Origin of the sequence: Ruegeria sp. THAF57, from assembly GCF_903914075.1 — a bacterium.
In the GTDB taxonomy this organism is placed as follows: Bacteria; Pseudomonadota; Alphaproteobacteria; order Rhodobacterales; family Rhodobacteraceae; genus Ruegeria.
Map to the genome: position 1 here is coordinate 184,532 of NZ_CAIWNQ010000009.1, position 25,651 is coordinate 210,182.

Below are 25,651 nucleotides of genomic sequence, written 5' to 3' on the forward strand. Positions count from 1 at the left end.
GATCTCCTGTTGGTTTTGTTCAGTTGGCCCGGTTTCCGCGCAGGACACATAGCATTTCATAGGCCAGATTAGCCCCGATCAGCGCGGTACAGCCGCTGACATCATACTGCGGCGAAACCTCGACCAGATCGGTTCCGACAAGATTGAGCCCGGCACAACCGCGCACGATCTCAAGCGCTTGGATATTGGTCAGCCCGCCCATTTCAACCGTGCCCGTGCCGGGGGCATAGGCCGGATCCAGGCTGTCGATATCAAAGGTCAGATAGGTGGGCGTATCTCCGATCTTTGCACGGATATCTTGCATCAAGGGGGTCAGAGACTTGTGCCAGCATTCTTCGGCCTGAATGACGGTAAAACCCTGTTTGCGGCCCCAGTCAAAATCATCGGGCGCGTAACCCGTGCCGCGCAACCCGATCTGAAAAACTTTTTCATTTTGCAGCAGCCCATCTTCGACCGCACGCCGGAAGGGGGTGCCATGGGCGATCTTTTCGCCGAACATCTCGTCATTCGTGTCTGAATGCGCATCGACATGGATCAAGGCCACCGGGCCGTGCTTGCGGGCAATCGCGCGTAGCACGGGATAGGTCAGCGTGTGATCACCGCCCAGCGTGATCGGCACGGTGTTGTGGCTGAGGATCTGATCATAGGCGTCGGTGATGATGTCCACGGTCTTTTTCAGATCAAAGGTGTTGATCGCAACGTCCCCGATATCCGCCACCTGCATATTGGCAAAAGGTGCCGCGCCGGTGGCCATATTAAAGGGCCGCAACATGCAGCTTTCGGCGCGAATTGCCCGTGGGCCGTGACGTGTACCGGTTCTGTTCGACGTACCGATATCCATCGGAATCCCAACGAAACAAGCATCCAGCCCCTGCGCTGTATCCTGAGTCGGAAGCCGCATCATCGTGGTTCCACCCCCGAAACGCGGCATCTCATTTCCGCCCAAAGGTTGATTGAAATGCGGCCTTGCGGTGTCTGGCATTGTGGTTCCCGTCGCTCTGTTTTTTCGATTATCGCCAGACCTTAACCAGAGGCGGACGGGCGAAAAATACCGTTGCGCAAACTCTTACATTTTCATTTCCCAATGTAATTTGCCTCATAAACCTCTTCTAGAATTGAAATGAACAGCTCATTGACGTTGGGCAGGCTCCCGGAGCGGGTGACAATCTGCATGGTGCAGGTATAGTCGCCGTGGCTATTGGGCAGACGCCGGACACGGCCCTCACGCTCCAGCGGGACGGCCAGATGCAGGGGCAACAGGCCGACATAGGCGCCGCTTAGAACCAAGATAAGCTGAGCTTCGATTTCCTGCACAAACAAGTCCCTTTCGGACGGATTCAAGGTCTTCCGCCTTTGCTGATTCCAGTATCCGCGATGCACCCAGGCCTGACGTGCGATCACATCCTCGGTGATCTCTTCGGCGGGGGCGGCAAAAAGAGGATGTGTATCCGCACAATAGAGCGCGTGGTTTTCCTCGTATAAATCGGTCAGGCTTAACCCGTTGCCAACATTATCAAAACTTCCAATCCCGATGTGATAACTGCCGTCCAAGATACCTTGTAGAATCTCCTGCGGCTCAGATATCGACAGATCAATCCGAACTGCGGGCGCGGTTTCGGTGAACCGTTTTATTGCTTGCGGCAGCTTGAAATTCTTGTCGCTTGTGGTGGCGTCAACCACCGCCAGCTTCAGACGGCCCACCATATTGCCTTTCAACTCGGCCAGATGGGTCGAGTGTTCGTCCAAAGACCCAAGCAGAGCCATACCGATCTCATGCACCATCTGACCCTTCTCGGTCAGTAGGAACCCACGACGTCCGCGTTGACACAGGCGCACGCCCAAACGTTCCTCTAACGCGGTGATATGATTTGAGATCGTTGGCTGGCTGAGACCAAGCTCGACCTGCGCGGCCGAAAAGCCCCGATTGCGCACCACACTGTTAAATACGGTCAAAAGATGGATGTCTGAGCCAGTGATTTTCATTCTTTCATTGAGCCCGAGAAATGTATCCGTTTGCAACGCACTATTTGTTGAACCCCGGCATTCTGAATACGGTCGCGCAAGGAAACGCTGAATTTTTGATCCAATTGCACCACGACAAGGGCCGAACATGAAAATCACCGCATTTCAGATGCAGGCGGGCGGCACCCCCCAAGACCGGTTGACCCGGTTGGAACAAGCCATGCGCGATGCCAAGGCAGAGGGCTCCGATCTGCTCGTCGCGCCCGAGCTGGCCATTTCCGGATATGGACGCGGGGCAGAACTGCGGACGTTGGCGCAGCCAAAGGACGGGCCGTGGGTGCAAAAACTGCAGCAATTGGTGCGCGACCTCGGCATCAGCCTTGTCACCGGCTTTCCCGAAGCCGACGGTGAGGGGCGCTATATCAGCGCTGTCATCATCAACAGCGACGATCCGGACACGACGCTGATCTATCGGAAATACTGCCTTTATGGCGATTACGAGAAAGGGATTTTTGACACGCCTAAGCGGTCAACGATCCTGACCACTATGCACGGCCTGAAACTAGGCTTTCTGATCTGTTATAATGTCGAATTTCCGGAAAATGCCCGAAGGCTGGCACAAGCTGGCGCGCAGGTGATTATCGTTCCAACCGCGATGGCCGAAGGGCCCGCGGGCGCTTTCATTACCCAACATGTGATCCCCGTGCGCGCGTTCGAAAACCAGGTTTTTATTGTCTATGCCAACCATACAGGTGCCGATGAAAGCTATAGCTATCAGGGCATGTCTTCGATTGTGGCCCCAGACGGGCAGAAACTGGCCTTTGCGCCCCAAGACAAAGCCGCACTGATCTCGGCGCAGATGGATCCGGCCGGATATGAAAAGTCCCGTTCAGACAATCCTTATTTGTCGGATACGCTAACGCTTGACCTTATGCGTTCGTGACACGGATTCTTGCAACCAAATTGGTCAATACACTTCTAGTGTTTCGAATATTGAATCTCGGGTCGCACCAGCATTTGGAAAGATTCTGTTGGTGAGAAATTCGTAAGGAAACTCGGGCCAGGTCTTTCGCATTTCAGTAACAAGTTGTCGCGCAGACTCTGAGTTTCCCAATTTGTTTTGCGCGACAGCTTGAAACAGCAATGAAGGAGCGCTGACAGGTGCGCCAGCGGCTGGCGCGCCTTGAAAGGCTTCGACAACACTTTGGTAATTCCCGAGCATAAGCTGCGAGACCCCCCAGATGTTTCTTGCGCCAAATCGGCCAGATCCCGTTCGGGGCCTCTCGGGGTTGCTGACTTGGGCTGCAAGCTCGGGTGCATTGGCAACAATGGCCGTTATTCCAACAAGATCCAAAACATGGCCGTCCGATGGGGTCAGTTCGATCGAAAGTTGCGCAAATTTCAAAGCGTCGTTTGACTGACCGCTTACAGCCAACACCCATCCATTTGCAGCATTCGCCCATGCATCAGTTGGGGATAATTCAAGCGCATGCCCCGACAATTTCGAAGCTTGACCAATAAAGTCTTTTCTCTGAGCTTCATCAGGTGACAACAAAGCCAGAGTTGCCAAGACCTGCGCCGATCCGGCGTAGCCGTCGGACAGCGCTGGGTCGAGTTCAGTCGCGTGCTGGAACATTCCTAGTGCGATCCGCTGACGTTCGGCGTCAAAGACGGGAAAAAACATGCCGCGCGCCTGATCCGCAAGGTTAGACGCCTGCAATCGCGTCAACGACTGCTCGCCAAGTGCGGCTCGTTCCGCTTGCTCTCTGGAATTGGGTGTTGGCATAGACTCGTTGCGTTCCCAGCCGAGCCAAATCCCAAGGCCAGCGACAAAAGCGAGAGCCCCAAGTCCGAAAAGCAATGCGCGCCAGGAACGCCGCGCAGCACCTTTGTGCGTTCTAACATTTTCGGTGCGATCTTCAGGCAGGGCCTCGTTCGAAAACCGAGGTTTGTAGCCACCAGGATCGACAAATATCTGAACGCTGGTACCATCCCAGTGGTCGTCATAGAACTCACGCAGTAATCGACGCAGCCGTCTGGCTTCGACGCGAACAAGGTTTTGACCGCCAGAACCGTCAATGCGGCGCCCGTAGACCTCGACAGCGATTGTTTTGCCCCGAATCTGGGGTCCGCGACCCGCGATAGTTTCCTCGACAACGTAGGTAAGAAACTGCTGGAGACGGGGCGAAGCCTGAAACTCTTCGCTTGATACAACACGCGCGAGTGCTTCGCGGACAAGATCCGGCGACGGCTGCCCAACATCTTGATCTATCTGCAAATCATTGACTGTGTTCAAGGCAAACTCACCCCCAACTCACGGTGACTCACTTGGCCGATGCGGTCAACCACACTCATCTGGATGTGAGAATAGATAGTGGGAACCGGGATTTATCCAGTGGCGGTGGATCTGATTGAAGAGATACCAGAACTCTCCGAAGTGCTTTCAGGGCGTATCAAAGCGGATGCGTTGCTGAAAGAAGTCATCGAAGACCTACGGAAGGTTTCGACGCAATTGGATGACATATCCATCACAGCCTCGGAGCGCGCGGAATGGGCCCACATCAAATCTGAACTCGTGAACGAGCTTCGCCGGATGGTGAAGCGCGATCCTCACAGCATTTCCAATTGAGGGCTTGGCCATGACAAAAGAAGACAATAGCAAAGAAATTAAGAACAATCCGAACCAGCAATCTGACGAAATCGAAAACCCTTCGCGGCGACACGTTATGCAGGGGCTGGCCGCAGGTGCAGTCGCAACCGGAGCGGTCAGTTACGGTTCAGGCGAAGCGCAAGCGCACCAAGGCAATGGACCACTGGGTGAGACCCTTAAGAACCCTTACGGCGGCAGGCCTGCCGGAGGCATCACTTTGCCAGAGTATTTTCGCCCCACGAAGTACATGACAGGCTCGAACGCGAACTATTTCCCGCTGTCCGAGGAACTCGGACCTGACGAGATGCGGATTTCATTCTGTGGCTCAACGCCATTTCCACCCCGTGAAGATCAGGCCGGGACATGTATCATGGTGGAATTGGGTAATGGAAAACGGTTCTTCTTCGATTTCGGATCGGGCTGCGTTCGCAATATCATCGGGATGCAGGTTCCGGGTCAATTGATCAATGACATCTTCATCACACACCTGCATGTCGATCACTACGCCGATATTCCTTACATCTACCCGTTCCGGGCTTGGTCTGGTGGATACACGCCGCTGCGTATTCATGGCCCCTCTGGTCGGACGCCCGAACTTGGTACTGCCGGAATGGTAAAAGGCATGCAACAGATGCTCAAATGGCATCTGGAGGCATTTGACGTCTTCCCAATCGGGGACGGGTACGAGATCGAAGTCAATGAATTCGATTTCCGTCAAGAAGGCGGCATTGTCTACGACGAAGACGGCGTGACGGTTCGGTCCTGGCCGCGCAGCCATGCCAAGGACGGTGCCGTCGGGTATCGGCTGGATTGGAACGGCCTGAGCTTTGTTTGGACCGGCGATGGCCGTCCCGATGAACTGAGCCTTGAGTATGGCAAAGGCGTCGACGTGTTTGTCACCGAAATGTCCGGTCAGGATATCGGTCAGTTGATGACCTACAAATACGGCCTGCCGCAAGAACTGTTCAACTACACAATCGATACCCACCACACCTCGCACTATGCGGTCGGTAAGATGATGGCTGAGGCGCGCCCACGGCTTGCAATGGTAACCCACTATACGCAGGACGAGGACATTGATGCCGAGATGCTGGCAGGAATCCGAGCCCACTATGACGGGCTATTCGCTTGGGGTTTGGATGTCGCCGTCGTGAACGTCACAAAGGATGCAATCTGGTATCGGAAGGCAACGCTTCCGGGGAAATCCGGTTCGGTCGCGCCATTCCGCGAATTGGGCAAAATGGAAGCCGAAGGCAGGATCACTTTGCCGGATGAAATCAAGCCACCGGCACCGCGATCATCACGGGCGGAACAGCAGGATCAGAAATACCGCGATATGGAGATTGATCCCAAGGAATACTATCCAGCCGACGTATTCCGAGCCCCTAATCCAGAATGGCCCAGCGATTTCGTCATCAAGGTCGATGACGTCATCCCGAACCGCAAGAAAAAGGCGGAGTGACGACATGATCGAATTCGGTTCGGCATCCGCAATCCCTGTTACGATCCTTACCGGCTTTCTTGGGGCCGGTAAGACAACACTATTAAACCGTATCCTGACAGGCAATCACGGGCTGCGGGTTGCGGTTCTGGTGAATGACTTTGGGTCCATCAACGTCGATGCTGATCTCGTTGTTGGCCTTGAAGATGATGTGATGAGTCTGGCGAATGGCTGCGTTTGCTGCTCGATCCGGGATGATCTGATTGAGACTGTGGAATCCGTTCTCGCCCGGCCTGAGAAACCGGAATACATCGTCCTCGAAGCAAGTGGCGTATCGGACCCGTCATCAATTGCGATGACGTTTACGGATCAGCGGTTCCGGGACATGATCCGCCTGGACAGCCTTATGTGTCTTGTTGATGCGGAACAATTATTTGCCGCGCCGGAACAGATGGAACTGAAGCTCCGTCAAATCGCATTTTCCGACATGGTTATTTTGAACAAGGTCGATCTTGTCGACAGGGCCACAGTTCAGAAGGTGCATGACTGGCTTGGCTCACGTTTCCGTCGATATCGTCTTGTCGAAGCCGTCAATGCGAACGTGCCACTGGACATACTTCTTTCCGTTGGCCGCTTTGCGGCAGAACAACTCGAAACGGAAATACCTGAACATCATGAACATGGCCCCGACTGCGGCTGTCGTCACGCTGATCATTCAGACAGTTTTTCGACGACCATGATGAAAGTTGAAAACCCGATAAGTCTGTCATCTCTTCGAAGTGCTATTCGAAAACTTCCCGGCGACGTCTATCGCCTGAAGGGTTTTGTCTTCAGCCAAGAGGATCCGGATCATCGCATCCTTGTACAAGTCGTCGGAAAGCGTATGGACATCGCACGGGATGGGGCGTGGGGCAGCCGAAAACCCGAAACAAGGCTCGTCGCAATTGGCGCACCGGGCACCCTTTCGGAATACGCGCTTTCCGATGCGTTGTTGGAAACCGCATAGCGGCTCGTAAAGGCACCTTCCGGTTCGCACATCTGCTGAAACCTCAGTTCCTGAGTTTTGGACAAATTGTCTGATGCGTCAGCAGCAAATGCCGCCTCCTGGATCAGCCCCTTCCACCGGAGCTCCCCTAACGATCTCTACACGCAAGCCGCAAGCACCATTCTTGCCCACATGTCTGGGTTTAGTCCGTCGGCCGACGCGCACTATCCAACGGTTTACGATGACTTGAAGGGGGTGCGTTTCGTCGATGCTTGCGCGCGCGTCAACGCAGGTTCATCCGGCTCATGCCTCAAAGGCTGACCCTGAAACCCAAGCCATAATCTATACCTTTCAAAGGTTTAAACCGTCGGTTTTTGGCCAAGTAGCAAGCCTGAACCCAACTGGAAAATCGATAGACTCGCTGGCCCTTTTTTTGCGTTGCTGCCGAGTACGAAATAACTCTTGACGCTTCATTGGCGTATGTGGTTTTGTATATGAAACCGTTTTACGGTGAACCGTTTTGATCAGCGAAGGGAGGCGCTGTGATGACGAAGCAAGAATCTGCTCTGCGTGCGCAACGAGGAAACGAAAGCCAGATCACCGTGTCCCTCAGCGGGATTGGCATGTCGTTTTCGGGCGTGTCCGTTCTTCGAGATGTCGACTTGGTTTTCGACGGCGGTGAAATCCACACACTCATGGGTGAGAATGGCGCGGGAAAAAGCACGCTGGTCAAAATCATCTCCGGCGTACAAAAACCTACATTTGGACAATTCCAGATCGACGGGGAGACCGTAGAGTTCGATGCCCCGCGCGATGCCGAAAAGCACGGTATCGTCATCATGCATCAGGAGCTGAGCCTGATCCCGGAAATGACAGTCGCCGAAAATGTTCTGCTTGGGCATGAACCCCGAAAATTCGGTACTTTCATTGACCGCAAGGCGCTGCAGGAACAGGCAAAGAAGGCGTTGGCCCGGTTTGGCTTTACGTTGGACATCGACACGCCAGTCAAAGACTTGCGCGTGGGCGAGCAGCAACTTGTCGAGATCGCCCGCGCCTTGCTGATGAATGCGCGGTTGCTGATCATGGATGAGCCGACCTCGGCCCTGTCGCAGGCCGAGGCAGATATTCTGATGGAGGTTGTGCGTGACCTTGCCCTGCAAGGTGTTGCCGTTGTCTACATCTCGCACCGTATGGATGAGGTATTTGAAATCTCAGATCGGGTCACTGTATTGCGTGACGGGGACCTGATCGGAACACGGCTGGCCTCAGAGACGACCTCGGCTGAACTAATCCGCATGATGGTCGGTCGCACGGTTGAGATTAACGCAGTTGAACGCCAGAAACCGGCAACGGATGAAACCGTATTGCAGGTCGCGAACCTGTCAGCCTGGGACGGTAAACGCAAAGTGCTGGACAATGTTTCATTTGATCTGAAGCGTGGTGAGATCCTGGGTATCGGCGGCCTATTGGGTGCTGGCCGCACCGAATTGCTTGAGACCCTGTTTGGCGCAAGAGGCGCCAATTACCAGGGCGAAATTACACTGGAAGGCCAAAAGCTTCGACCAGTTAAACCTCAAGACGGGGTGCGCAACGGATTGGCCCTGATTACCGAAGACCGCAAGGGAAATGGGTTGATCCTTGATCGCTCGATCTCATCCAACGTGGCGTTGCCACTGATGCCCTTGCAGTCCCGCTTTGGACGGTTTTCCGAAGCTGAACAGCGCAAACAGGCTCTAAAAGCAATCGAAACGCTAAAGGTCGCGGCAACTGGCCCGGAGCATCCGGTTGGCAAGTTGAGCGGCGGCAACCAGCAAAAGGTTGTTCTGGGCAAGTGGCTGGCAACGCAGCCGCGTGTGTTGCTGCTGGACGAGCCGACACGCGGCATCGACATCGGAGCCAAGGATGAGATCTACGACCTGGTCGGGCGACTGGCGGATCAGGGTATATCGGTCCTGTTCGCAAGTTCTGAGCTGTCTGAGTTCATGGCTGTTTGTGATCGCATGATCGTCCTGTGCGAAGGCCAGATGGCCGGAGAGCTTTCCCGAAAAGAAATGTCCGTGGACACAATCAAGGCCCTGGCGATGCAGTTCCGCTAACTGCCCCGGCCCACAAAAGAGAAAAGACATGACCGTTATGGAACCCAACAGCCCGACAGTGAAACAGGACCGCCCCGCAGCGTCGATGTTCGTGCAGCTATTGAACAAAACAAAGCTCTATTGGGGTTTGTTCGCCCTGATCCTGTTTGGCGCGCTGACCTCGCCCCTTTCTTCCAAGGGCAACAACATCTTTCTGTCGCTGGGGAACCTGACGGACATCCTGCGGCAGGTGTCAGTCACCGGGATTGTCGCAGTCGGCATGACGATGGTGATCTTCATCGCTGGCATTGATCTATCTGTGGGGTCTGTCATGGCTTTGGGCACGGTGATCTGCGCCATGTTGCTGACGCAGGAAGGTTGGACAGCAGCCAGCTATTTCGGCGTTCCCGCCACGGGGATCGTCCTTTTCGTGACGATCGCGGCCCTGATCTATTTCGTCCAAAGCAACCTGAACCGCAGCTCGGACAATCCGACAGCCAGCGCGCCTTCGCGGATGCTGAGCCGTCTGGTCGCCGCTGCAATTGCCATCGGCGTGATGGTCTGGCTGGCGGGGCAAGTGATGCCAAAGTTCGGAGTGCTGGCTGTGCTGATCGTAGTGCCTTGTATTGGCGCCGTCATGGGCACAGTGAACGGCGCGCTGATCGTCTATGGTCGCCTGCAGCCCTTTATCGTAACGCTGGCGATGATGGTGGGCGCGCTGGGTCTGGCGCGCGTGATCGCGGGGCAAGATACCGCTGTTTATCCAGTCTATACCGGCAGCAACGCAACCGAGAATTTCGAAGTGCTGCGTGAACTTTTGTGGGGCGTTCTGCCTGTGCCGGGCCTGTTCTTTCTGGCGGTGCTGCTGATCTTTTTCCTGATCACGCGGTTCACAACCTTCGGCAGCTATCTGATGGCCATCGGCGGCAATGAAGAAGCCGCGCGCCTGGCAGGCATCAATGTGGGCCGCAACAAGATCATCACCTATGCGCTGGCGGGCGGTCTGTCGGCGCTGGCCGGGGTGCTGTATGTGGCGCAGTTCCGGCAAGGCAAACCCGATGCCGGTCTTGGTTTGGAACTGGACGCAATCGCAGCCGTTGTGATCGGTGGCACCAGCCTGATGGGTGGTCGTGGGGCCATCATGGGCACCTTCGTGGGCGTGCTGATCTTCGGTTTCCTCAGCAACATCCTGCAACTCAACAACATCGACAGCAACACGCAGCTGGTGCTGAAAGGCATCATCATCGTGGTCGCCGTCCTGCTTCAGGAAGGGCGATTTGAAGAGATCTTTGTCATGGCGAAAGAGCGCCTGGGCAGAGGGAGGAGGCTCTGACCTCAAATCTTGGCGGACCAAGGTCAGAGCAATCAGAACGCGGGAATTTGGAGAAACCCGCATCATGACTAAGGAGTAGACTATGAAAAGAAGAACATTTGGCAAGGGCCTGATGGCCGCTACCGCGCTCGCGACTTCATTTTCGGCATCCATGGTACTGGCGGCTGATAACTATGTAATCGGCTTCTCGCAGGTGACCACGGTCGAACCATGGCGGGTTCAGTTTAACAAAGATCTACGCGCCGAAGCGGATCTGCACGACAATGTCGAACTGATCATTGCAGACGCCAATGACCGCACCGAAAAGCAGGTTGCGGATGTTGAGAACTTTATCCGTCAGGAAGTGGACGCGATCCTGATCTCGCCCAAGGAATCCGCCGGTCTGACCGGCGTGGTTGAGCAGGCAACCGATGCGGGCATCCCTGTCTTTGTGTTGGATCGCAACGTGGACACCGACAAATTCGTTCAGTGGGTTGGCGGCGACAACGAACTGATCGGCCGTGAGGCAGGCAAGTTCGCGCTGGACCAGTTGGGCGGTGCAGGTGCAGCCAAAGGCACCATCGTCGAGATCTGGGGGGGCCTGGGAACACAAGCCGCGCATGACCGCGCCAACGGCTTCCACGAAGCCTTCGACGGCGAGGACGGCGTGACCTTCCTGCTGGATCAACAGTCGGGCGACTGGAAGCAGGATCAGGCCTATGACATCATGTCGACCGCCCTGCGCAACTATGAAGACATCACCATGGTCTACGGCCACAACGACCCGATGGCCTATGGTGCATATCTGGCCGCCAAGGACGCAGGTCGTGCGGATGACATCATCTTCATTGGTGTTGACGCGCTACCGGGTGAAGGTGTGACCTGGGTCGCCAATGGCGAGCTGTCGGCCACCTTCCTGTACCCGACTCCGGGCGCCGAAGGTCTGCGTCAGGCACTGAAGCACCTGAAAGGTGAAGAGGTACCGAAATCAGTTGTCATGGGCACCGAAGCGATCACCTCGGACAATGCCGGTGAGATCCTGAAGAAGAACGGTCTGTAAAGATCGTTTAGGCCGGCTACCTTTCTCCTCCCTGTCGGGACGGCCGGCCGGACACGCAGGGGCTTGCGCCCCTGCTGTCTTTTTTGAGAAAGCTTCGAAAAAGGTGGTACGAATGTCCGAACAAAAGACGAAACTCCAAAAATACTCCGCTCCTGCTCTGGAGAAAGGTCTGGATATTCTTGAGTTTCTGTCTCTGTCGGACACCGCCCCTACGCTGTCTCAGCTTGCGCAGGGAATTGGTCGATCAAAGAATGAAATCTTCCGCATGATGATCGTGCTCGAAGAACGCGGGTACATCGAACGTCAGGAGGGTGATCTGTTCAAGCTGACTGGAAAGCTTGCCCTTTTGGGTGGAGACAGGACAGACAACAGCAAACTGGCTGAACTGGCTGAACCTTACATGCATCGCCTCGCTGAAGAAATTGAGCTGTCAAATCACCTTTGGGTGCCAAACAGCAAAGACGATCTAATTGTGATCAACAGTGTTTCATCCTCTCAAAACTACGGCGTCACGGTACAGGTCGGCTACACATCGCCCGTGTTTTCGACCTCTGCCGGAGCGTGTTTTCTTTCGGAATTGGCTTCTGACGAAGAACGGCTAGCATACCTACGACGGATAGCAGGCGACGAAAATCCTGATGCCTTGCAGGAGTTTTCCGATCAAGCTGCAGTCTGTGCGGACCAGAATTACATCTCGCTCGGAAGTGTTGAAAGCAACGCTATCCATGAAATTTCGACCCCAATCCGGCATGGCTCGGGCGAAACGGTGATCGCGTCCCTGACAATCCCCCATTTCGCATCAGCACTGATCGACAACCGGCGGGAATTTGTCATTGAGGCTCTCAAGCAAACCGCGGCGCAGCTACAGGCAAGTGTCGCGACCCGAATGCCGCTGCCTCGTACCCCCTGGCATCAATTCGCTTGACCTGAGGTCAAAAGCTATCCGGCCCACCCCAGAGGCAGGCCGGACAATTTTCGTGAGTGGTAGTCTTTAATCGTACAGAACAGCGGCGATCTTGGGATCGTCGATGTTAGACGCATCGTAGTAGTAAAACCCGGTATCAATCAGGGCAGGAACTTCTTCCCCTTTAAGGGCAGATACTGCCGCTTTGACGGTCTCATACCCGATGCCAACAGGGTTTTGGGTAATTGCACCAGCCATCAGTCCGCTTTTGATTGCATCTTTCTGGGCTTTGCCGCTGTCATAGCCGATGATGACCAGACCTTCGGTGCCCAACTCCTGAACGCCGTTTACAACGCCGATGGCAGAGCCTTCATTTGTGCCAAAGATGCCGTTCAGATCAGGGTTTGCTGTCAGGATCGCCTTGGTCACCTCAGTCGACTTCAAGTGGTCACCCTGACCGTACTGAACCGTGACAACTTCGATATCCGGGTACTTTTCCGCAATCCGGTTCACAAAACCATCGCGACGGTCGATACCTGTCCGGCTTGTCTGGTCGTGTGCTACGACTGCGACTTTCCCTTTGCCGCCGATTTTCTCGGCCATTTTGTCAGCCGCAAGTCCGGCAGCCGCAAGGTTGTCCGTCGTCGCAGTTGAAAGTGGAATGTCGCTGTCGACGCCACTGTCGAAAGCGATGATCGGAATACCTTTTTCGTTAGCCTGCTTCAGCAGCGGAATCGCAGCCTGGCTGTCCAGCGCGGCAAAGCCAATGGCCTTGGGGTTGTTGGCCAATGCAGCCGCCAGCATGTCGATCTGACGGTCTACCATCGTTTCATTGTCCGGACCTTCAAATGTGATGGTCACGTCGAACTCGTCCGCCGCCTGTTCCGCACCGGACTTCACCGCCTGCCAGAACTGATGCTGGAAACCTTTGGATACCAGCGGGATATAGATATCCTCAGCGGCAGCCATCGAGGCCGGGCCTGCAATCGTGGCCGCGCTGAGCGCACCCAATAGGAAACGACGTGTAAACATGTTTTTCTCCTCCACTGTTTGTCGTTTTGTCTTTGTCTTGTTCAACCGGATTTCTTGCGCCGCGCCATGTCGGCATAGACGGCCAGAATGATGATCGCGCCGGTGACAACGGTCTGCCATTCCTGAGCCACGGACAGCACCCGCAGCCCATTGGTCAGCACCGCCATGATCAGTGCGCCGATCAGCGTACCCAAGATTGTGCCGCGCCCACCCGACAGCGAAGTGCCGCCAATGACCACGGCCGCGATGGCCTCAAGCTCGTATCCCAAACCCAGCGCGGGTTGGGCCGAGTTCAGGCGCGAGGCGATCAGGATGCCGCCGATGCCACAGATTGCACCCGCCAGAGCGTAAATGCGCATCTTCCACGCGTCGGTGTTTACACCTGACAGACGCACGGCCTCTTCGTTCGAACCCAAGGCAAAGGTGTAACGGCCCAGAACTGTGCGGCTCAGGATGTACGACGCTGCAATCGCCACCAAAAACAGGATCAGCACGCCATTGGGGATGGGTAACGCCGGGAAGACCTCTCCGATCAGCGACCCGCGCGAGATCAAGTCAAAGCCCGGTGTGTCGTTGAAATAGATTGGCCGCGTGCCCGAAATTACCAGCGACAGACCCTTGAGGATCAGCATCATCCCAAGCGTGGCGATGAAGGGCGGAATTTTCATCTTGGCAACGAACGTGCCCGAACAAAGCCCGCAGAATGCCCCTGCCGCAATGGCTGCAGCAACACCCAGCAGCAATGGCATCCCTAGATAAGTCAGGACCACCCCGGCGATCACGGCGCAAAACGTCATCAGCGTACCAACCGACAGGTCGATCCCACCAGTGATAATGACCAGCGTTGCCGCCACGGCGAGCACCCCGTTAACCGAAGTCGCCTGCAGAATGGCGATCATGTTTGATGTCTGCATGAAGTTGGGCGATGCAATGGAAAAGCCGATAAGCAGAACAATCAAGCTGGCGAATGCGAGCAGTTTTTGATAGGCGCCGCTGTCGGACAGCCCCGCGAGTGGTTTTTTCTTTTCTATGTCTGTTGCGGTAGTCATTGGACTGTCCCTGTTACCTGCATCGCCGCCGCACGCTGCGTCGCCAGATGCATGATGTCTTCCTGAGTGGTGTCTTTGCCGCCGGGAAGAATCCCGGTCAGTCGCCCTTCGCACATCACTGCGATGCGATGGCTGAGGCGCATAATCTCGGGCAGTTCAGACGAGATCACGATGATCGTCTTGCCCTGTTCCGCCAGTTCTTCCAGCAGTTTATAAATCTCGGATTTCGCACCGACGTCGATACCGCGTGTCGGTTCGTCAAAGATCAGAATATCGCAGTCTCGCAGCAGCCATTTGGCGATGACCACCTTCTGCTGGTTGCCGCCCGACAAAAGGCGAACCTCCTGAACATCCGAGGGGGTTCGAATGCCCAGTTGCTGAATATAGCTTTTGGCGGTGTCACTGATTTCGCTGTCGTTCAGAACCCCACCTGCGCCTGTGAACAGATCCATCGAGGCAAGCGCAATATTGTCACGCACGTTCATACCCGTGGCGAGGCCGAAGTGTTTTCGATCCTCTGACAGGTATCCAATCCCGGCTTTGACGGCGTCAGTTGGCGATTTGATCGACACCACTTGACCATGTACCCGTATTTCACCTTTTTCCTTGGCGTCAGCCCCGAAAATGGCACGCGCGACTTCGGTACGTCCTGCGCCCATCAACCCGGCGAAACCCAAAATCTCGCCCTTTTGGACCGAGAAACTGACGTCCTGAATCTCAGTGTCCCGGCTCAGGCCGGTGACCTGCAAGGAGATCTCGGCATCACCCAAATCAGGGACGTCCAGCGGTTCTTCCTTGACCTCGCGCCCCACCATCATGGCGATGATCCGGCTGATCGGGGTTTCGGCAGCATCAACCGTTCCGACGTATTCGCCATCGCGCATAACCGTTACGCGATCCGAAATCTGTTTTAGCTCGTCCATCTTGTGACTGATGTAAACGATACCCACGCCTTCAGCTTTGAGGCGACGGATGATCACAAACAACTCGGCGATCTCTGCGTCATTCAACGCGGCCGTTGGCTCGTCCATGATCAGCGCCTTGGACCGAAACGACAGCGCCTTGGCGATCTCGACCATCTGTTGCTTTGCAATCGTCAGGCTGCCGACCAAAGCCTTCGGATCAAGGTTCAGGTTCATCGAGGCGAAGATTTCGGCTGTTTGCGCATTCAAAGCCGCTTCGTCCAATCGGCCAAAACTCTTGCGTGGTTCCCGCCCAATAAAGATATTCTGCGCGACAGTCAGGTCGTTCATCAGGCTCAGTTCCTGATGGATTATCCCGATGCCCAGATCCTGTGCCTCACGCGGGGTTGTCGGACTAACGTCACGCCCTTCAATCTTTAGGGTTCCGCCGTCGCGCTGATAGATCCCTGACAGGATCTTCATCAACGTGCTCTTTCCGGCGCCGTTCTCACCCATCAACGCATGGACTTCGCCCGGTTCAAGATCGAACTGCACGGATTTCAGCGCGTGCACACCGGGGAAGAATTTATCAATCCCCGTCATTTCGACCAGTTTAGTCATTTTCCCTCCCATGTGCCCCTCTCCCTTGGGCCCAACGCGACTACATCACCGCGCCGATTTGCCAGGGGACGAATTCAACGCCCCCAAAGCCAAGTTCCTCACTTTTGGTTTTCTCGCCCGAGGCAACCCGGATCAGCATCTCGAACAATTCCTTGCCCTTGGTTTCGATACTGACCCCGTCGGTGACGATGTCGCCGCAATTCAGGTCCATGTCATCGGCCATGCGCGCATACATTTCCGAATTGGTTGCCAGCTTGATACAGGGCGTCGGCTGATATCCGGACACCGATCCACGACCGGTCGTGAACACAATCAGGTTGGATCCCGAGGCCACTTGCCCAGTCACCGAACACGGATCAAAACCGGGGCTATCCATGAAGACGAACCCGTTTTTGTCGACCATCTCGCCAAACTTATAGACATCGCGCAGAGGCGCAGTGCCCCCTTTGGCAACGGCCCCAAGCGACTTTTCCAGAATGGTCGTCAGCCCGCCGCGCTTGTTGCCGGGGCTTGGGTTGTTATCCATCTCGCCGCCGTTGCGGGCGGTGTAATCTTCCCACCAGTGGATGCGTTCGATCAGCTTTTCGCCAACTTCGACCGTCTCTGCACGTCGAGTGAGCAGATGTTCCGCGCCGTAGACTTCGGACGTTTCCGACAAGATCGTCGTGCCGCCATGACGCACAAGCAAGTCCGACGCATATCCCAATGCCGGATTCGCAGTGATCCCTGAATACCCGTCCGATCCGCCGCACTGCATTCCAACCGTGATGGCACTGATCGGCGCTGGTGCGCGTTCAACCTGATTGGCCAGTTCTGCAATTCCTCGAAGTTCTTCCAATCCCCGCTCGATAGTGCGGCGTGTTCCACCCTCATTCTGAATGGTCATATATCGCAGGGCGCCATCAGCGCGGATTGGGCGACCTCCGACAAGGTCAGCCACCTGCATAACCTCGCATCCCAGCCCAATCAGCAGGATACCCCCGAAATTCGGATGCTGCGCGTAACCGGACAGCGTCCTGAACAGGGTGGCATAGCCTTCGTCCTTACCAGACATTCCACAGCCGGTCCCGTGCACGATCGGAACCACGCCGTCGACATTAGGGAAATTGTCCAGCAGCCCGGATTTTTCCGCAGCCTCGGCGATGAACCGCGCGACGGAACCCGAGCAATTCACGGTTGTCAGAATGCCGATATAGTTCCGGGTGCCCACCTTGCCGTCGGTCCGATGATAGCCGTCGAAGGTTCGCTCCTCAGTCAATGCTGGCAAGGGCGCATTGGCACTGGCATACGCATAATCCTGCTGATGCGCCCCCATGCCTAGGTTGTGTACATGGACATGCTCGCCGGGCACGATATCGCATTTGGCCTGCCCGATGACTTGACCATAACGGATGATATTCTGTCCGGCTTGGATTCGACTCACGGCAATCTTGTGGCCCCGGGCGACTGACGCGACGAGCGGCACAGGAACAGGTGCAGGTTGTTCACCCGCTTCCAAGTCCCGCAAAGCAATGACGATATTGTCTTGAGGGTTGAGCTTCACGACATCACGCGTCGCCCCTTCCAAAACATTTGTGCCGCTATGTGCTTGCATCTTTTCCCCGCTTGCTTGGGCAATGTTGCTAAGCTCAAAATCTGTACTTGTCAACTAACATGTTAGAATGTTAATTTACCAAGCATGAATAAACTTCAAGACATAGATGCCGCGCTGCTGCCCGAGATCACGACAACCGAAGGATCGCTGACGCAGCGGGTTCACCATTCATTGAAGCAGGCGATTCTGACGCTGGATTTCCCGCCCGGAGCAAACCTCAGAAAGGCACCTGTGTGCGAAAGGCTGGGTGTTTCACGTGCGCCGGTTGCCGATGCGATTGCGCGGCTGGCCTCGGAAGGGCTGGTGGATGTGGTGCCGCAATCGGGAACCCGCATATCGTATCTTTCGATGGACGAAATCCGCGAAGGCGTCTTCCTGCGTGAAGCGCTTGAGCTTGCAACCGTGGCCAAGGTTGCACGCGACCTAACCGAAGAACAACGTAAACTCATCAGCCGCAACATGCGTCTGCAAGAGCTGTTGATCGAGGATGAAGATATCCCCGGGTTCTATCAGGCAGACGAAGAGTTCCACGGCCTGTTGATGGAATTCACCGGCTTCCGCCGTCTTGCGGACGTCGCGCAGACAGTGTCCCTACAGGTCAGTCGCGCCCGAATGCTGTTGCTGCCCTCGCCGGGCCGGATCGCGGAAACGATGGCAGAACACCGAGCAATTTTCGATGCGATCAGCAATCGCGACGAGCAAGCAGCGCAAGACGCCATGCGGGCCCATCTTGGGCAACTGATGCCGCGTATCGAGCAGTTGCAACAGCAAAAACCACACTTGTTCAACCTTTCAACACAACTCAATCGCGAGGCAGGATGACCGTTTCTCAGACAGAACTTCTGAACAATCGCACCACACGGCCCGTGCCCCTGACCCGAATGGGCTTTGGCGGCGCACCGTTGGGTAATTTGTACCGCAAGGTTTCGGACGAAGACGCACAGGCGGCTTTGCAGGCAGCCTATGACGCAGGCATCCGGTTTTTTGATACCGCACCACAATACGGGCTAGGCCGGTCAGAACACCGGTTTGGAGAGGCAATTGGCCGATTTGGGCGTGAGAATATTCAGCTTTCGACCAAAATTGGCCGCCTGCTGTTGGATTGCGAACCACATGAGGTAACGCCCGAAGCCTTTGTCGATGTGCCGCAGAAGCGGATTGTGTTCGACTATACCTACGATGGGGTAATGCGGTCGTATGAAGCCAGCCGCGAACGGATCGGCGTCGCAAACGCAGATATCCTGTTGGTTCATGATGTCTGTGTGTTCAGTCAGGGCAGCCAGGAAATGTCGGACGCAAAGGTACGCGAACTGTTCGATGGCGGCGGATACAAAGCCCTTGTAGAACTGCGCGATGCCGGTGAGATCGCAGCAATTGGCGCGGGTGTAAACGAATGGCAGGTTTGCGAAAAGCTGCTTGGATTGGGGGATTTCGACGGGTTCCTTTTGGCAGGCCGCTATACCTTGCTGGAACAGGAAGCCCTTGACAGTTTCCTGCCGCTTTGCGCGCAGCGCGATGTCGGCATCATCCTCGGGGGACCGTACAATTCAGGCATTCTGGCAACAGGGGCAATACCCGGTGCCAAGTACAACTACGCGGACGCACCCGAGGACATTCTGGATCGGGTTCGCAAGATCGAAGCCGTCTGCACAGCGCACAACACGCCGCTGATTGCTGCGGCCCTGCAATTCGTACTTGGCCATCCATGCGTCAAAACCGTCGTGCCCGGCGCCGTCAGCGCGTCCGAAGTACAGTCCAACGTTGCCTTGATGGAGCGCGAGATTCCTCCGGGTCTGTGGTCTGATCTCAGGTCCGAGGGTCTGATCCGGCCGGACGCTCCGCTACCAAGCGAGGCCGCAAATGCTGCGTAACATCGACCCCATCCTGTCGCCAGAATTGCTGTATACTCTCAGGGCCATGGGCCATGGGGACGAGATCGTTATCGCTGATGCGAATTTCCCGGGCTCGAGCAGCGGTCCTGACTGCATTCGGGCGGATGGATCTTCAGCCAGTGAAATGTTGCAAGCAGTGTTATCCGTAATGCCGTTGGACACCTTCGTTCCTGACCCGGCGTTGACCATGCAGGTTGTCGGTGATCCGCAAGCAGTTCCTGACGCAGTCGCGGACTTTCAGCGCATCATCGACACGACCGCCGACAACCCGGCCAAAGTGCAGGGCTTGGAACGGTTTGCATTCTACGACCGTGCCGCCAAAGCTTTTGCCGTCGTGCAGACAGGCGAGCGCAGGCTCTATGGCAACATCATCCTGAAAAAGGGTGTGATCGGATGAGGATCGACGCGCATCAGCATTTCTGGGCTTTGGCGCGGGGCGACTATGGCTGGCTGACCCCTGAACTGGGCCCGATCTACCGGGACTTCGCACCGGACGATCTTTTGCCCTTGCTTAAGGCCGCCAAGATCGAAGGTACTGTCCTTGTCCAGGCCGCGCCGACCGTGGCCGAGACCGAATACATGCTATCGCTGGCCGATCAGAATGCATTCATCAAAGGCGTTGTTGGTTGGGTCGACTTTGAAGCAGCCGATGCACCCGCGCGGATCGCTGAACTGGCGGCCCACCCCGCTCTGGTCGGCCTCCGCCCTATGATACAGGATATCGCCGATCCCCTTTGGATGCTTGGTGACAAGCTGGCCCCAGCTTTTGAGGCGGTGCAACACCATGATCTGACATTCGACGCCCTGACATTGCCCCAGCATCTTGGGCCGCTCAGGACGCTTCTTGAACGTCAGCCCAACATGCGTGTGGTTATCGATCATGGATCGAAACCGTTGATCAAGGATGCAATCATAAGCGATTGGGCTGACAACATGGCAGCGCTGGCCAAAGAGACCGCCGCTTGGTGCAAACTGTCCGGCCTTTTGACCGAAGCCGCCGCAGACTGGTCTGTCGAAGACCTGCGCCCCTACGTGGATCACCTGCTGAACACTTTCGGGCCCTCGCGTCTGATCTGGGGCAGTGACTGGCCGGTATGCACCTTGGCCAGTAGCTATGAGCGCTGGCTTGAAACAACCGATGTACTGCTGAACCAACTCAGCGATTCAGAGCGCGAAGCAATATTGGGCGGAAATGCCGCCCGCGCCTATAACCTCAGGGAATGACATGACTGTACCGAATTTGGATTTAGACGGGCTTTGGCTCGGGCGGATCGAGCGTGCCGGGATTGGCCCCTGTGTCGTCACTCTGCGGGATGGGAATGTGATCGACATCACGTCGAAAGCCTCCCCAACTGTCCGGGATATTCTGGAACGCGACGATGCAGCCGATTATGTGCGCACTGTCCAAGGCGAAGATGTCGGCCCGCTGGACGCAGGCCACCAATGGCTCGCCCCATGCGACTTGCAGGCGGTAAAGGCGTGCGGGGTCACATTTGCCGGGTCGATGGTCGAGCGCGTGATTGAGGAACAGGCCGCCGGTGATCCGGCCAAGGCCGAGGCGATCAGGTCGCGCATCGGAGACCGGATCGGAGACAGCCTGTCCAACATCGTGCCTGGGTCAGATGCCGCGGAACAAGTCAAGCAAGCACTAATCGCCGAAGGTCTCTGGAGCCAGTATCTTGAAGTTGGGATCGGCCCCGATGCCGAAGTGTTTTCCAAGGCGCAGGTTCTGTCCTCGGTTGGGCATGGCGCGGATGTTGGCCTCCACCCGATTTCAACCTGGAACAACCCCGAGCCAGAGGTCGTTCTGGCGGTGACCTCGCGCGGTGAAATCAGAGGGGCGACCTTGGGTAACGACGTCAACCTGCGTGACGTTGAAGGTCGCTCGGCCCTGTTGCTAAGCAAAGCCAAAGACAACAATGCATCTTGCGCGATCGGTCCAATGATCCGGTTGTTCGATAACGGATTCACCTTGGATGACGTTCGTCAGGCTGAACTGACGTTGACTGTCACCGGACCGGACGGGTTTGTCCTGAATGGCAGCTCCTCGATGTCACAGATCAGTCGCGACCCCGCCGATCTTGTGAAGCAGACGATTGGACGCCACCACCAATATCCCGATGGGCTGATGCTGTTTCTCGGTACGCTCTTCGCTCCGACCCAAGACAGGGACACGCCTGGCGGTGGATTCACGCACAAACTTGGCGATGTCGTCACCATTGCCAATGACCAACTGGGCGCGCTGACGAACACCGTGCGCCTGTCGACAGACTGCCCCGAATGGACCTTTGGGGCATCACACCTGATGCGAAACCTGGCCCATCGCGGCCTGTTGTAAGAGAGAATTCATGATGTTGACCGGAAAACACCTGATCGCTGGCGAATGGGTCAGTGCAGACACGACTTTTGCCTCTGAACCCGCGCATGGGCCAAGCCATGATTTTTCTGTGGGCACGGCAGCACTTGTCGATACCGCAGTCGAAGCGGCAGAAACCGCATTTGCCACCTTTGGCTGGTCCTCTCGCACCGAGCGCGCCACGCTTTTGCGCAAGATCGCAGATGAGATTGACGCGCGCGGAGATGCCATCACCGAAATCGGCACACAGGAAACCGGTCTGCCCGAAGCACGGCTGCAGGGCGAACGTGGCCGCACCGTTGGGCAATTGCGCCTGTTTGCCGATCACATCGAGGCCGGAGATTATCTGGACCATCGCCATGACCCCGCGATGCCCGACCGTGCCCCCCTACCCCGACCGGACCTGCGGATGATCCAGCGCCCGTTGGGTCCGGTGGCGGTATTTGGAGCGTCGAACTTTCCGTTGGCCTTTTCGGTTGCCGGGGGCGACACGGCCGCGGCGTTGGCCGCAGGATGCCCCGTCGTCGTCAAAGGACACTCGGCCCATCCCGGCACCGGCGAGATCGTCGCGCAGGCCATCGACGCCGCGATCAAGGCGACCGGCGTTCATCCCGGCGTGTTCTCTTTGGTTCAGGGCGGCAAACGCGATGTGGGCACTCGCTTGGTACAACATCCATTGATCCGTGCGGTTGGCTTTACCGGAAGTCTGGCCGGAGGGCGCGCCCTGTTTGATCTATGTGCGCAGCGTGACGAGCCCATCCCGTTCTTCGGAGAATTGGGATCGGTCAATCCAATGTTCGTGCTGCCGCAAGCCGCCTCCGCCAGAGGGGCAGAGATTGGCACCGCATGGTCAGGGTCTCTGACCATGGGGGCCGGCCAGTTCTGCACCAATCCCGGCATTGCCGTCATCGTTGATGGCCCTGATGCTGATGCGTTTCAGGCCGCTGTCGAAACCGGCCTGTCCGCTGTGGCCGAGCAAACCATGCTGACCGACGGGATCGCCGCCGCCTACCGGGACGGTGTGTCCCGCGTCGCGGCAGGGACCGGGGTTTCCAAAATCATCGGGACTGCGTGCGAAACCCGCGATGCGGCCCCTTACCTGTTCGCCGTTTCGGGCGAGGATTGGCTGTCCGACCACAAGTTGCAGGAAGAAGTCTTTGGTCCACTGGGAATTATCGTGCGCGTAAAGGACACCGCGCAAATGCAGCAGATCGCACGCTCTATCGAAGGGCAACTGACCTGCACACTGCACCTCGACGAAGACGACATGGCGGACGCCCGTGCCCTGTTGCCTTTGCTGGAACGCAAAGCGGGACGCCTTCTGGCCAACAGCTTTCCCACGGGTGTAGAAGTTTGCGATAGCATGGTTCACGGCGGTCCCTACCCGGCCTCAACCAATTTTGGCGCAACTTCGGTTGGCACATTGTCCATCCGGCGCTTTTTGCGGCCCGTCTGCTATCAGGACATCCCGACGTCCCTTCTACCCGAGCAACTATAAGGAACCGCATGACATCAGGACAACCCTCCCTTCGTCTTGCTGGTAAAACCGCCCTGATCACCGCCGCGGGTCAGGGCATTGGCCGTGCAACTGCCGAATTATTTGCGGCCGAAGGGGCCCGTGTAATCGCCAGCGACATCAATGAGGCTTCACTGGCCGAATTGGGCAGCATTCCCGGTATCGAGCCGCTTAAGCTGGACGTAACGGACAATGAAGCCGTGGCAACAGCTGCGGCCAACCTGCCAAATCTGGACGTTCTGTTTAATTGCGCAGGCTTTGTTGCCAGCGGATCAATTCTGGAATGCAGCGAAAAGGACTGGGACTTCAGTTTTGACCTCAACGTCAAAGCAATGTTCAGACTGATCCAGCTAACCCTGCCCGGAATGCTCAAAGAAGGTGGCGGGTCGATCATCAATATGTCGTCCGTCGCATCATCCATGAAGGGCGTACCGAACAGGTTTGCCTATTGCGCATCAAAAGCGGCCGTGATCGGCCTGACCAAGTCCGTCGCTGCCGATTTCGTAACCCAAGGAATCCGGTGTAACGCGATTTGTCCGGGGACGGTCGACAGCCCAAGCCTGCACGACCGTTTGCGCGCAACGGGTGACTACGACCAAGCAATGACTGACTTTATCACGCGGCAACCGATGGGCCGGATCGGCACACCGGAAGAAATAGCCGAACTTGCACTGTATCTCGCAAGTGACGCCAGTAGATATACCTCGGGACAACCATTCGCAGTCGACGGCGGTTGGACCATCTGAACGGAAAGGGACCATGAAATGAAACTGCTGAGGCACGGAACTGTGGGGGCAGAAAAACCCGGCATTCTGGACGAGGACGGCAATATCCGCGACCTATCAGGCATCGTTGACGATATCTCAGGCCCGGTTCTGAGCGACGAAAGCCTGAGCCGCTTGCGGGCTGTGGACGTCGCCAACTTGCCGCTTGTTGCGGCAGACACACGTATAGGGTCCTGCGTCGGACACGTGGGCAAGTTTATCTGCATTGGCTTGAATTATGCCGACCACGCCGCTGAAAGCGGAATGGCATTGCCGGATGAACCCGTAATCTTTTTCAAGGCGACATCGGCCATCATCGGACCCTACGACACCGTGGAAATCCCACGCAATTCAGTCAAGACCGATTGGGAAGTGGAATTGGGCGTCGTCATCGGGAAAGTGGCAAAATATGTCTCAGAGGCCGAAGCTCTGGATTACGTGGCCGGATATTGCGTGATCAATGATCTGTCCGAAAGGGACTTTCAGTTGCATCATTCAGGTCAGTGGGTCAAAGGGAAGTCCGCAGACACTTTCGGCCCGATCGGCCCTTGGCTAGTCACACGCGACGAAGTACCAGACCCGCAGAACCTGCCGATGTACCTAGAGGTCAACGGGCATCGGTATCAGGACGGGTCGACCAAGACGATGCATTTCGGCGTCGCGACCGTTATTTCGCACCTGTCGCAGTTCATGTCCCTGCAGCCGGGGGATGTCATTTCAACTGGAACACCGCCGGGTGTTGGCATGGGTCAGAACCCTGCGACTTATCTGAAACCCGGTGACAAGATGGAACTGGGGATCGAAGGGCTGGGCATTCAACGGCAGAACGTTGCAGCCGGATAAACCGGCTTTCGAACCCGGAAAACACCTTTGCATCCGAGCCCCGAACCATGTGTTCGGGGCAATCCTTCCAGCAAGTGTTCCCACAGATTCAACCCAAATAGGAAATTCAACCAAGACGGCGCATCCGACTAAATGTGGTCAGTGGCAGGCCGCTTGACCTGCATACATCCCCAGACCCGCGCCGGCTGCGGTAGACAAAGCCTTGCCTGTTCCACCACCGAACCGGTTGCCAACCACTCCACCAAGTGCGGCACCGCCCAGAACACCCGCAGCGCAGCGCGCATCATGCTGTAGTTGGGCCTGAGTTGGCGTTGTTGGGACCCCACATGCCGCCAAGAACAACGATCCGCCAACAATGCTGGTCAACACCACCTTTTTCATCCTGATCGCCTCTGATTTTGTCCAATGGGATACCTGATTAGGTGGTCCGTGAGCGGTTTCCCTGCAAGGCTCCAACCGCAATATTAAGCAACCGTAATCTTATCTTAATATACTCACTTGGCGCTGAGCTTCTCAGTCAATGCGCGCAAGGGTGTGGATTCAGGGTATTCGTCATTTTCGTCCTGCGTGTGCGACCCCTCTCACAGAGTTTGGATCAAGGTCGCACCCCGACTGGATTTCACCGCTTCAGGATCGAAGCCCCCGCGTATTCGGCGACTTCGCCCAGTGATTCCTCGATGCGGATCAGTTGGT

The 25,651-nt window shown here is 56.3% G+C and carries 24 protein-coding genes; 16 read left to right on the plus strand and 8 right to left on the minus strand.

Annotation, left to right across the window (positions count from 1 at the left end; genetic code table 11):
• Positions 1–19 precede the first annotated feature (19 nt).
• Positions 20–931 (minus strand): agmatinase, encoded by a 912-nt coding sequence (speB, locus tag RUESEDTHA_RS18580; protein ID WP_255431820.1) that lies wholly within the window; start codon positions 929–931, stop codon positions 20–22.
• Between the two features lie 143 nt (positions 932–1,074).
• Positions 1,075–1,983 (minus strand): LysR family transcriptional regulator, encoded by a 909-nt coding sequence (locus tag RUESEDTHA_RS18585; RefSeq protein ID WP_180888159.1) that lies wholly within the window; start codon positions 1,981–1,983, stop codon positions 1,075–1,077.
• A gap of 127 nt (positions 1,984–2,110) precedes the next feature.
• Here RUESEDTHA_RS18585 and RUESEDTHA_RS18590 point away from each other — a divergent pair, with 127 nt between their 5' ends.
• Positions 2,111–2,905, plus strand: a complete 795-nt coding sequence (locus RUESEDTHA_RS18590) for a carbon-nitrogen hydrolase family protein (protein WP_180888160.1) — start codon at positions 2,111–2,113, stop codon at positions 2,903–2,905.
• Positions 2,906–2,929: 24 nt separating this feature from the next.
• Here RUESEDTHA_RS18590 and RUESEDTHA_RS18595 read toward each other — a convergent pair whose 3' ends face one another.
• Positions 2,930–4,258, minus strand: coding sequence for a hypothetical protein (locus tag RUESEDTHA_RS18595; RefSeq protein WP_180888161.1), 1,329 nt, complete (start codon positions 4,256–4,258; stop codon positions 2,930–2,932).
• Between the two features lie 99 nt (positions 4,259–4,357).
• Here RUESEDTHA_RS18595 and RUESEDTHA_RS18600 point away from each other — a divergent pair, with 99 nt between their 5' ends.
• The 7 genes from RUESEDTHA_RS18600 (at position 4,358) to RUESEDTHA_RS18630 (ending at position 12,410) form a co-directional block, all read left to right on the plus strand.
• Positions 4,358–4,591 carry a hypothetical protein gene (locus RUESEDTHA_RS18600; protein ID WP_180888162.1) on the plus strand — a complete coding sequence of 78 codons (234 nt, stop codon included), beginning with the start codon at positions 4,358–4,360 and terminating at the stop codon, positions 4,589–4,591.
• Positions 4,592–4,601: 10 nt separating this feature from the next.
• Positions 4,602–6,074, plus strand: coding sequence for a guanitoxin biosynthesis MBL fold metallo-hydrolase GntH (gntH, locus tag RUESEDTHA_RS18605; protein ID WP_180888163.1), 1,473 nt, complete (start codon positions 4,602–4,604; stop codon positions 6,072–6,074).
• 4 nt (positions 6,075–6,078) lie between these two features.
• A complete protein-coding gene (locus tag RUESEDTHA_RS18610) occupies positions 6,079–7,059 on the plus strand; it encodes a GTP-binding protein (RefSeq protein ID WP_180888164.1) in 981 nt (326 codons plus the stop codon).
• Positions 7,060–7,583: 524 nt separating this feature from the next.
• On the plus strand, positions 7,584–9,134 hold the full coding sequence (locus tag RUESEDTHA_RS18615) for a sugar ABC transporter ATP-binding protein (RefSeq protein WP_180888165.1): 1,551 nt from the start codon (positions 7,584–7,586) through the stop codon (positions 9,132–9,134).
• A 28-nt stretch (positions 9,135–9,162) separates the two neighbouring features.
• Positions 9,163–10,446 (plus strand): ABC transporter permease, encoded by a 1,284-nt coding sequence (locus RUESEDTHA_RS18620; protein WP_219635897.1) that lies wholly within the window; start codon positions 9,163–9,165, stop codon positions 10,444–10,446.
• A gap of 82 nt (positions 10,447–10,528) precedes the next feature.
• Complete coding sequence (locus RUESEDTHA_RS18625) at positions 10,529–11,485, plus strand: substrate-binding domain-containing protein (protein ID WP_180888166.1); 957 nt, start codon at positions 10,529–10,531, stop codon at positions 11,483–11,485.
• A 112-nt stretch (positions 11,486–11,597) separates the two neighbouring features.
• Positions 11,598–12,410: an IclR family transcriptional regulator gene (locus tag RUESEDTHA_RS18630; RefSeq protein ID WP_180888167.1), complete on the plus strand. Its 813-nt coding sequence runs from the start codon at positions 11,598–11,600 to the stop codon at positions 12,408–12,410.
• A gap of 66 nt (positions 12,411–12,476) precedes the next feature.
• On the opposite strand, the gene RUESEDTHA_RS18635 is transcribed toward RUESEDTHA_RS18630, so the two are convergent.
• From RUESEDTHA_RS18635 to RUESEDTHA_RS18650, 4 genes are read right to left on the minus strand one after another with little or no spacing between them, the layout of a single operon-like run.
• A complete protein-coding gene (locus tag RUESEDTHA_RS18635) occupies positions 12,477–13,421 on the minus strand; it encodes an ABC transporter substrate-binding protein (RefSeq protein ID WP_180888168.1) in 945 nt (314 codons plus the stop codon).
• Between the two features lie 41 nt (positions 13,422–13,462).
• Positions 13,463–14,470 (minus strand): ABC transporter permease, encoded by a 1,008-nt coding sequence (locus RUESEDTHA_RS18640; protein ID WP_180888169.1) that lies wholly within the window; start codon positions 14,468–14,470, stop codon positions 13,463–13,465.
• A complete protein-coding gene (locus tag RUESEDTHA_RS18645; protein ID WP_180888170.1) occupies positions 14,467–15,993 on the minus strand; it encodes a sugar ABC transporter ATP-binding protein in 1,527 nt (508 codons plus the stop codon). Before RUESEDTHA_RS18645 ends, RUESEDTHA_RS18640 begins: the two co-directional genes overlap by 4 nt.
• Positions 15,994–16,033: 40 nt before the next feature.
• Positions 16,034–17,587 (minus strand): UxaA family hydrolase, encoded by a 1,554-nt coding sequence (locus RUESEDTHA_RS18650; protein ID WP_180888171.1) that lies wholly within the window; start codon positions 17,585–17,587, stop codon positions 16,034–16,036.
• Between the two features lie 84 nt (positions 17,588–17,671).
• On the opposite strand from RUESEDTHA_RS18650, the gene RUESEDTHA_RS18655 reads away from it, so the two are divergent.
• From RUESEDTHA_RS18655 to RUESEDTHA_RS18690, 8 genes are read left to right on the plus strand one after another with little or no spacing between them, the layout of a single operon-like run.
• The gene (locus RUESEDTHA_RS18655) at positions 17,672–18,409 is read left to right on the plus strand and encodes a GntR family transcriptional regulator (RefSeq protein WP_255431821.1); all 738 of its coding nucleotides are present in this window, start codon (positions 17,672–17,674) and stop codon (positions 18,407–18,409) included.
• On the plus strand, positions 18,406–19,458 hold the full coding sequence (locus tag RUESEDTHA_RS18660) for an aldo/keto reductase (protein ID WP_180888172.1): 1,053 nt from the start codon (positions 18,406–18,408) through the stop codon (positions 19,456–19,458). Before RUESEDTHA_RS18655 ends, RUESEDTHA_RS18660 begins: the two co-directional genes overlap by 4 nt.
• Entirely contained in the window at positions 19,448–19,876 is a 429-nt protein-coding gene (locus RUESEDTHA_RS18665; RefSeq protein WP_180888173.1) for an RbsD/FucU family protein, read from the plus strand. The genes RUESEDTHA_RS18660 and RUESEDTHA_RS18665 overlap by 11 nt, the downstream gene beginning before the upstream one ends.
• Positions 19,873–20,703 carry an amidohydrolase gene (locus tag RUESEDTHA_RS18670; protein WP_180888174.1) on the plus strand — a complete coding sequence of 277 codons (831 nt, stop codon included), beginning with the start codon at positions 19,873–19,875 and terminating at the stop codon, positions 20,701–20,703. The genes RUESEDTHA_RS18665 and RUESEDTHA_RS18670 overlap by 4 nt, the downstream gene beginning before the upstream one ends.
• 1 nt (position 20,704) lies before the next feature.
• A complete protein-coding gene (locus RUESEDTHA_RS18675; protein WP_180888175.1) occupies positions 20,705–21,817 on the plus strand; it encodes a fumarylacetoacetate hydrolase family protein in 1,113 nt (370 codons plus the stop codon).
• Between the two features lie 13 nt (positions 21,818–21,830).
• On the plus strand, positions 21,831–23,333 hold the full coding sequence (locus tag RUESEDTHA_RS18680) for an aldehyde dehydrogenase (NADP(+)) (RefSeq protein WP_180888192.1): 1,503 nt from the start codon (positions 21,831–21,833) through the stop codon (positions 23,331–23,333).
• A gap of 8 nt (positions 23,334–23,341) precedes the next feature.
• On the plus strand, positions 23,342–24,097 hold the full coding sequence (locus tag RUESEDTHA_RS18685) for an SDR family oxidoreductase (RefSeq protein WP_180888176.1): 756 nt from the start codon (positions 23,342–23,344) through the stop codon (positions 24,095–24,097).
• Between the two features lie 18 nt (positions 24,098–24,115).
• Positions 24,116–24,958, plus strand: a complete 843-nt coding sequence (locus RUESEDTHA_RS18690) for a fumarylacetoacetate hydrolase family protein (protein ID WP_180888177.1) — start codon at positions 24,116–24,118, stop codon at positions 24,956–24,958.
• Between the two features lie 138 nt (positions 24,959–25,096).
• Here RUESEDTHA_RS18690 and RUESEDTHA_RS18695 read toward each other — a convergent pair whose 3' ends face one another.
• Complete coding sequence (locus RUESEDTHA_RS18695; RefSeq protein ID WP_180888178.1) at positions 25,097–25,339, minus strand: glycine zipper 2TM domain-containing protein; 243 nt, start codon at positions 25,337–25,339, stop codon at positions 25,097–25,099.
• Positions 25,340–25,651: the final 312 nt, after the last annotated feature.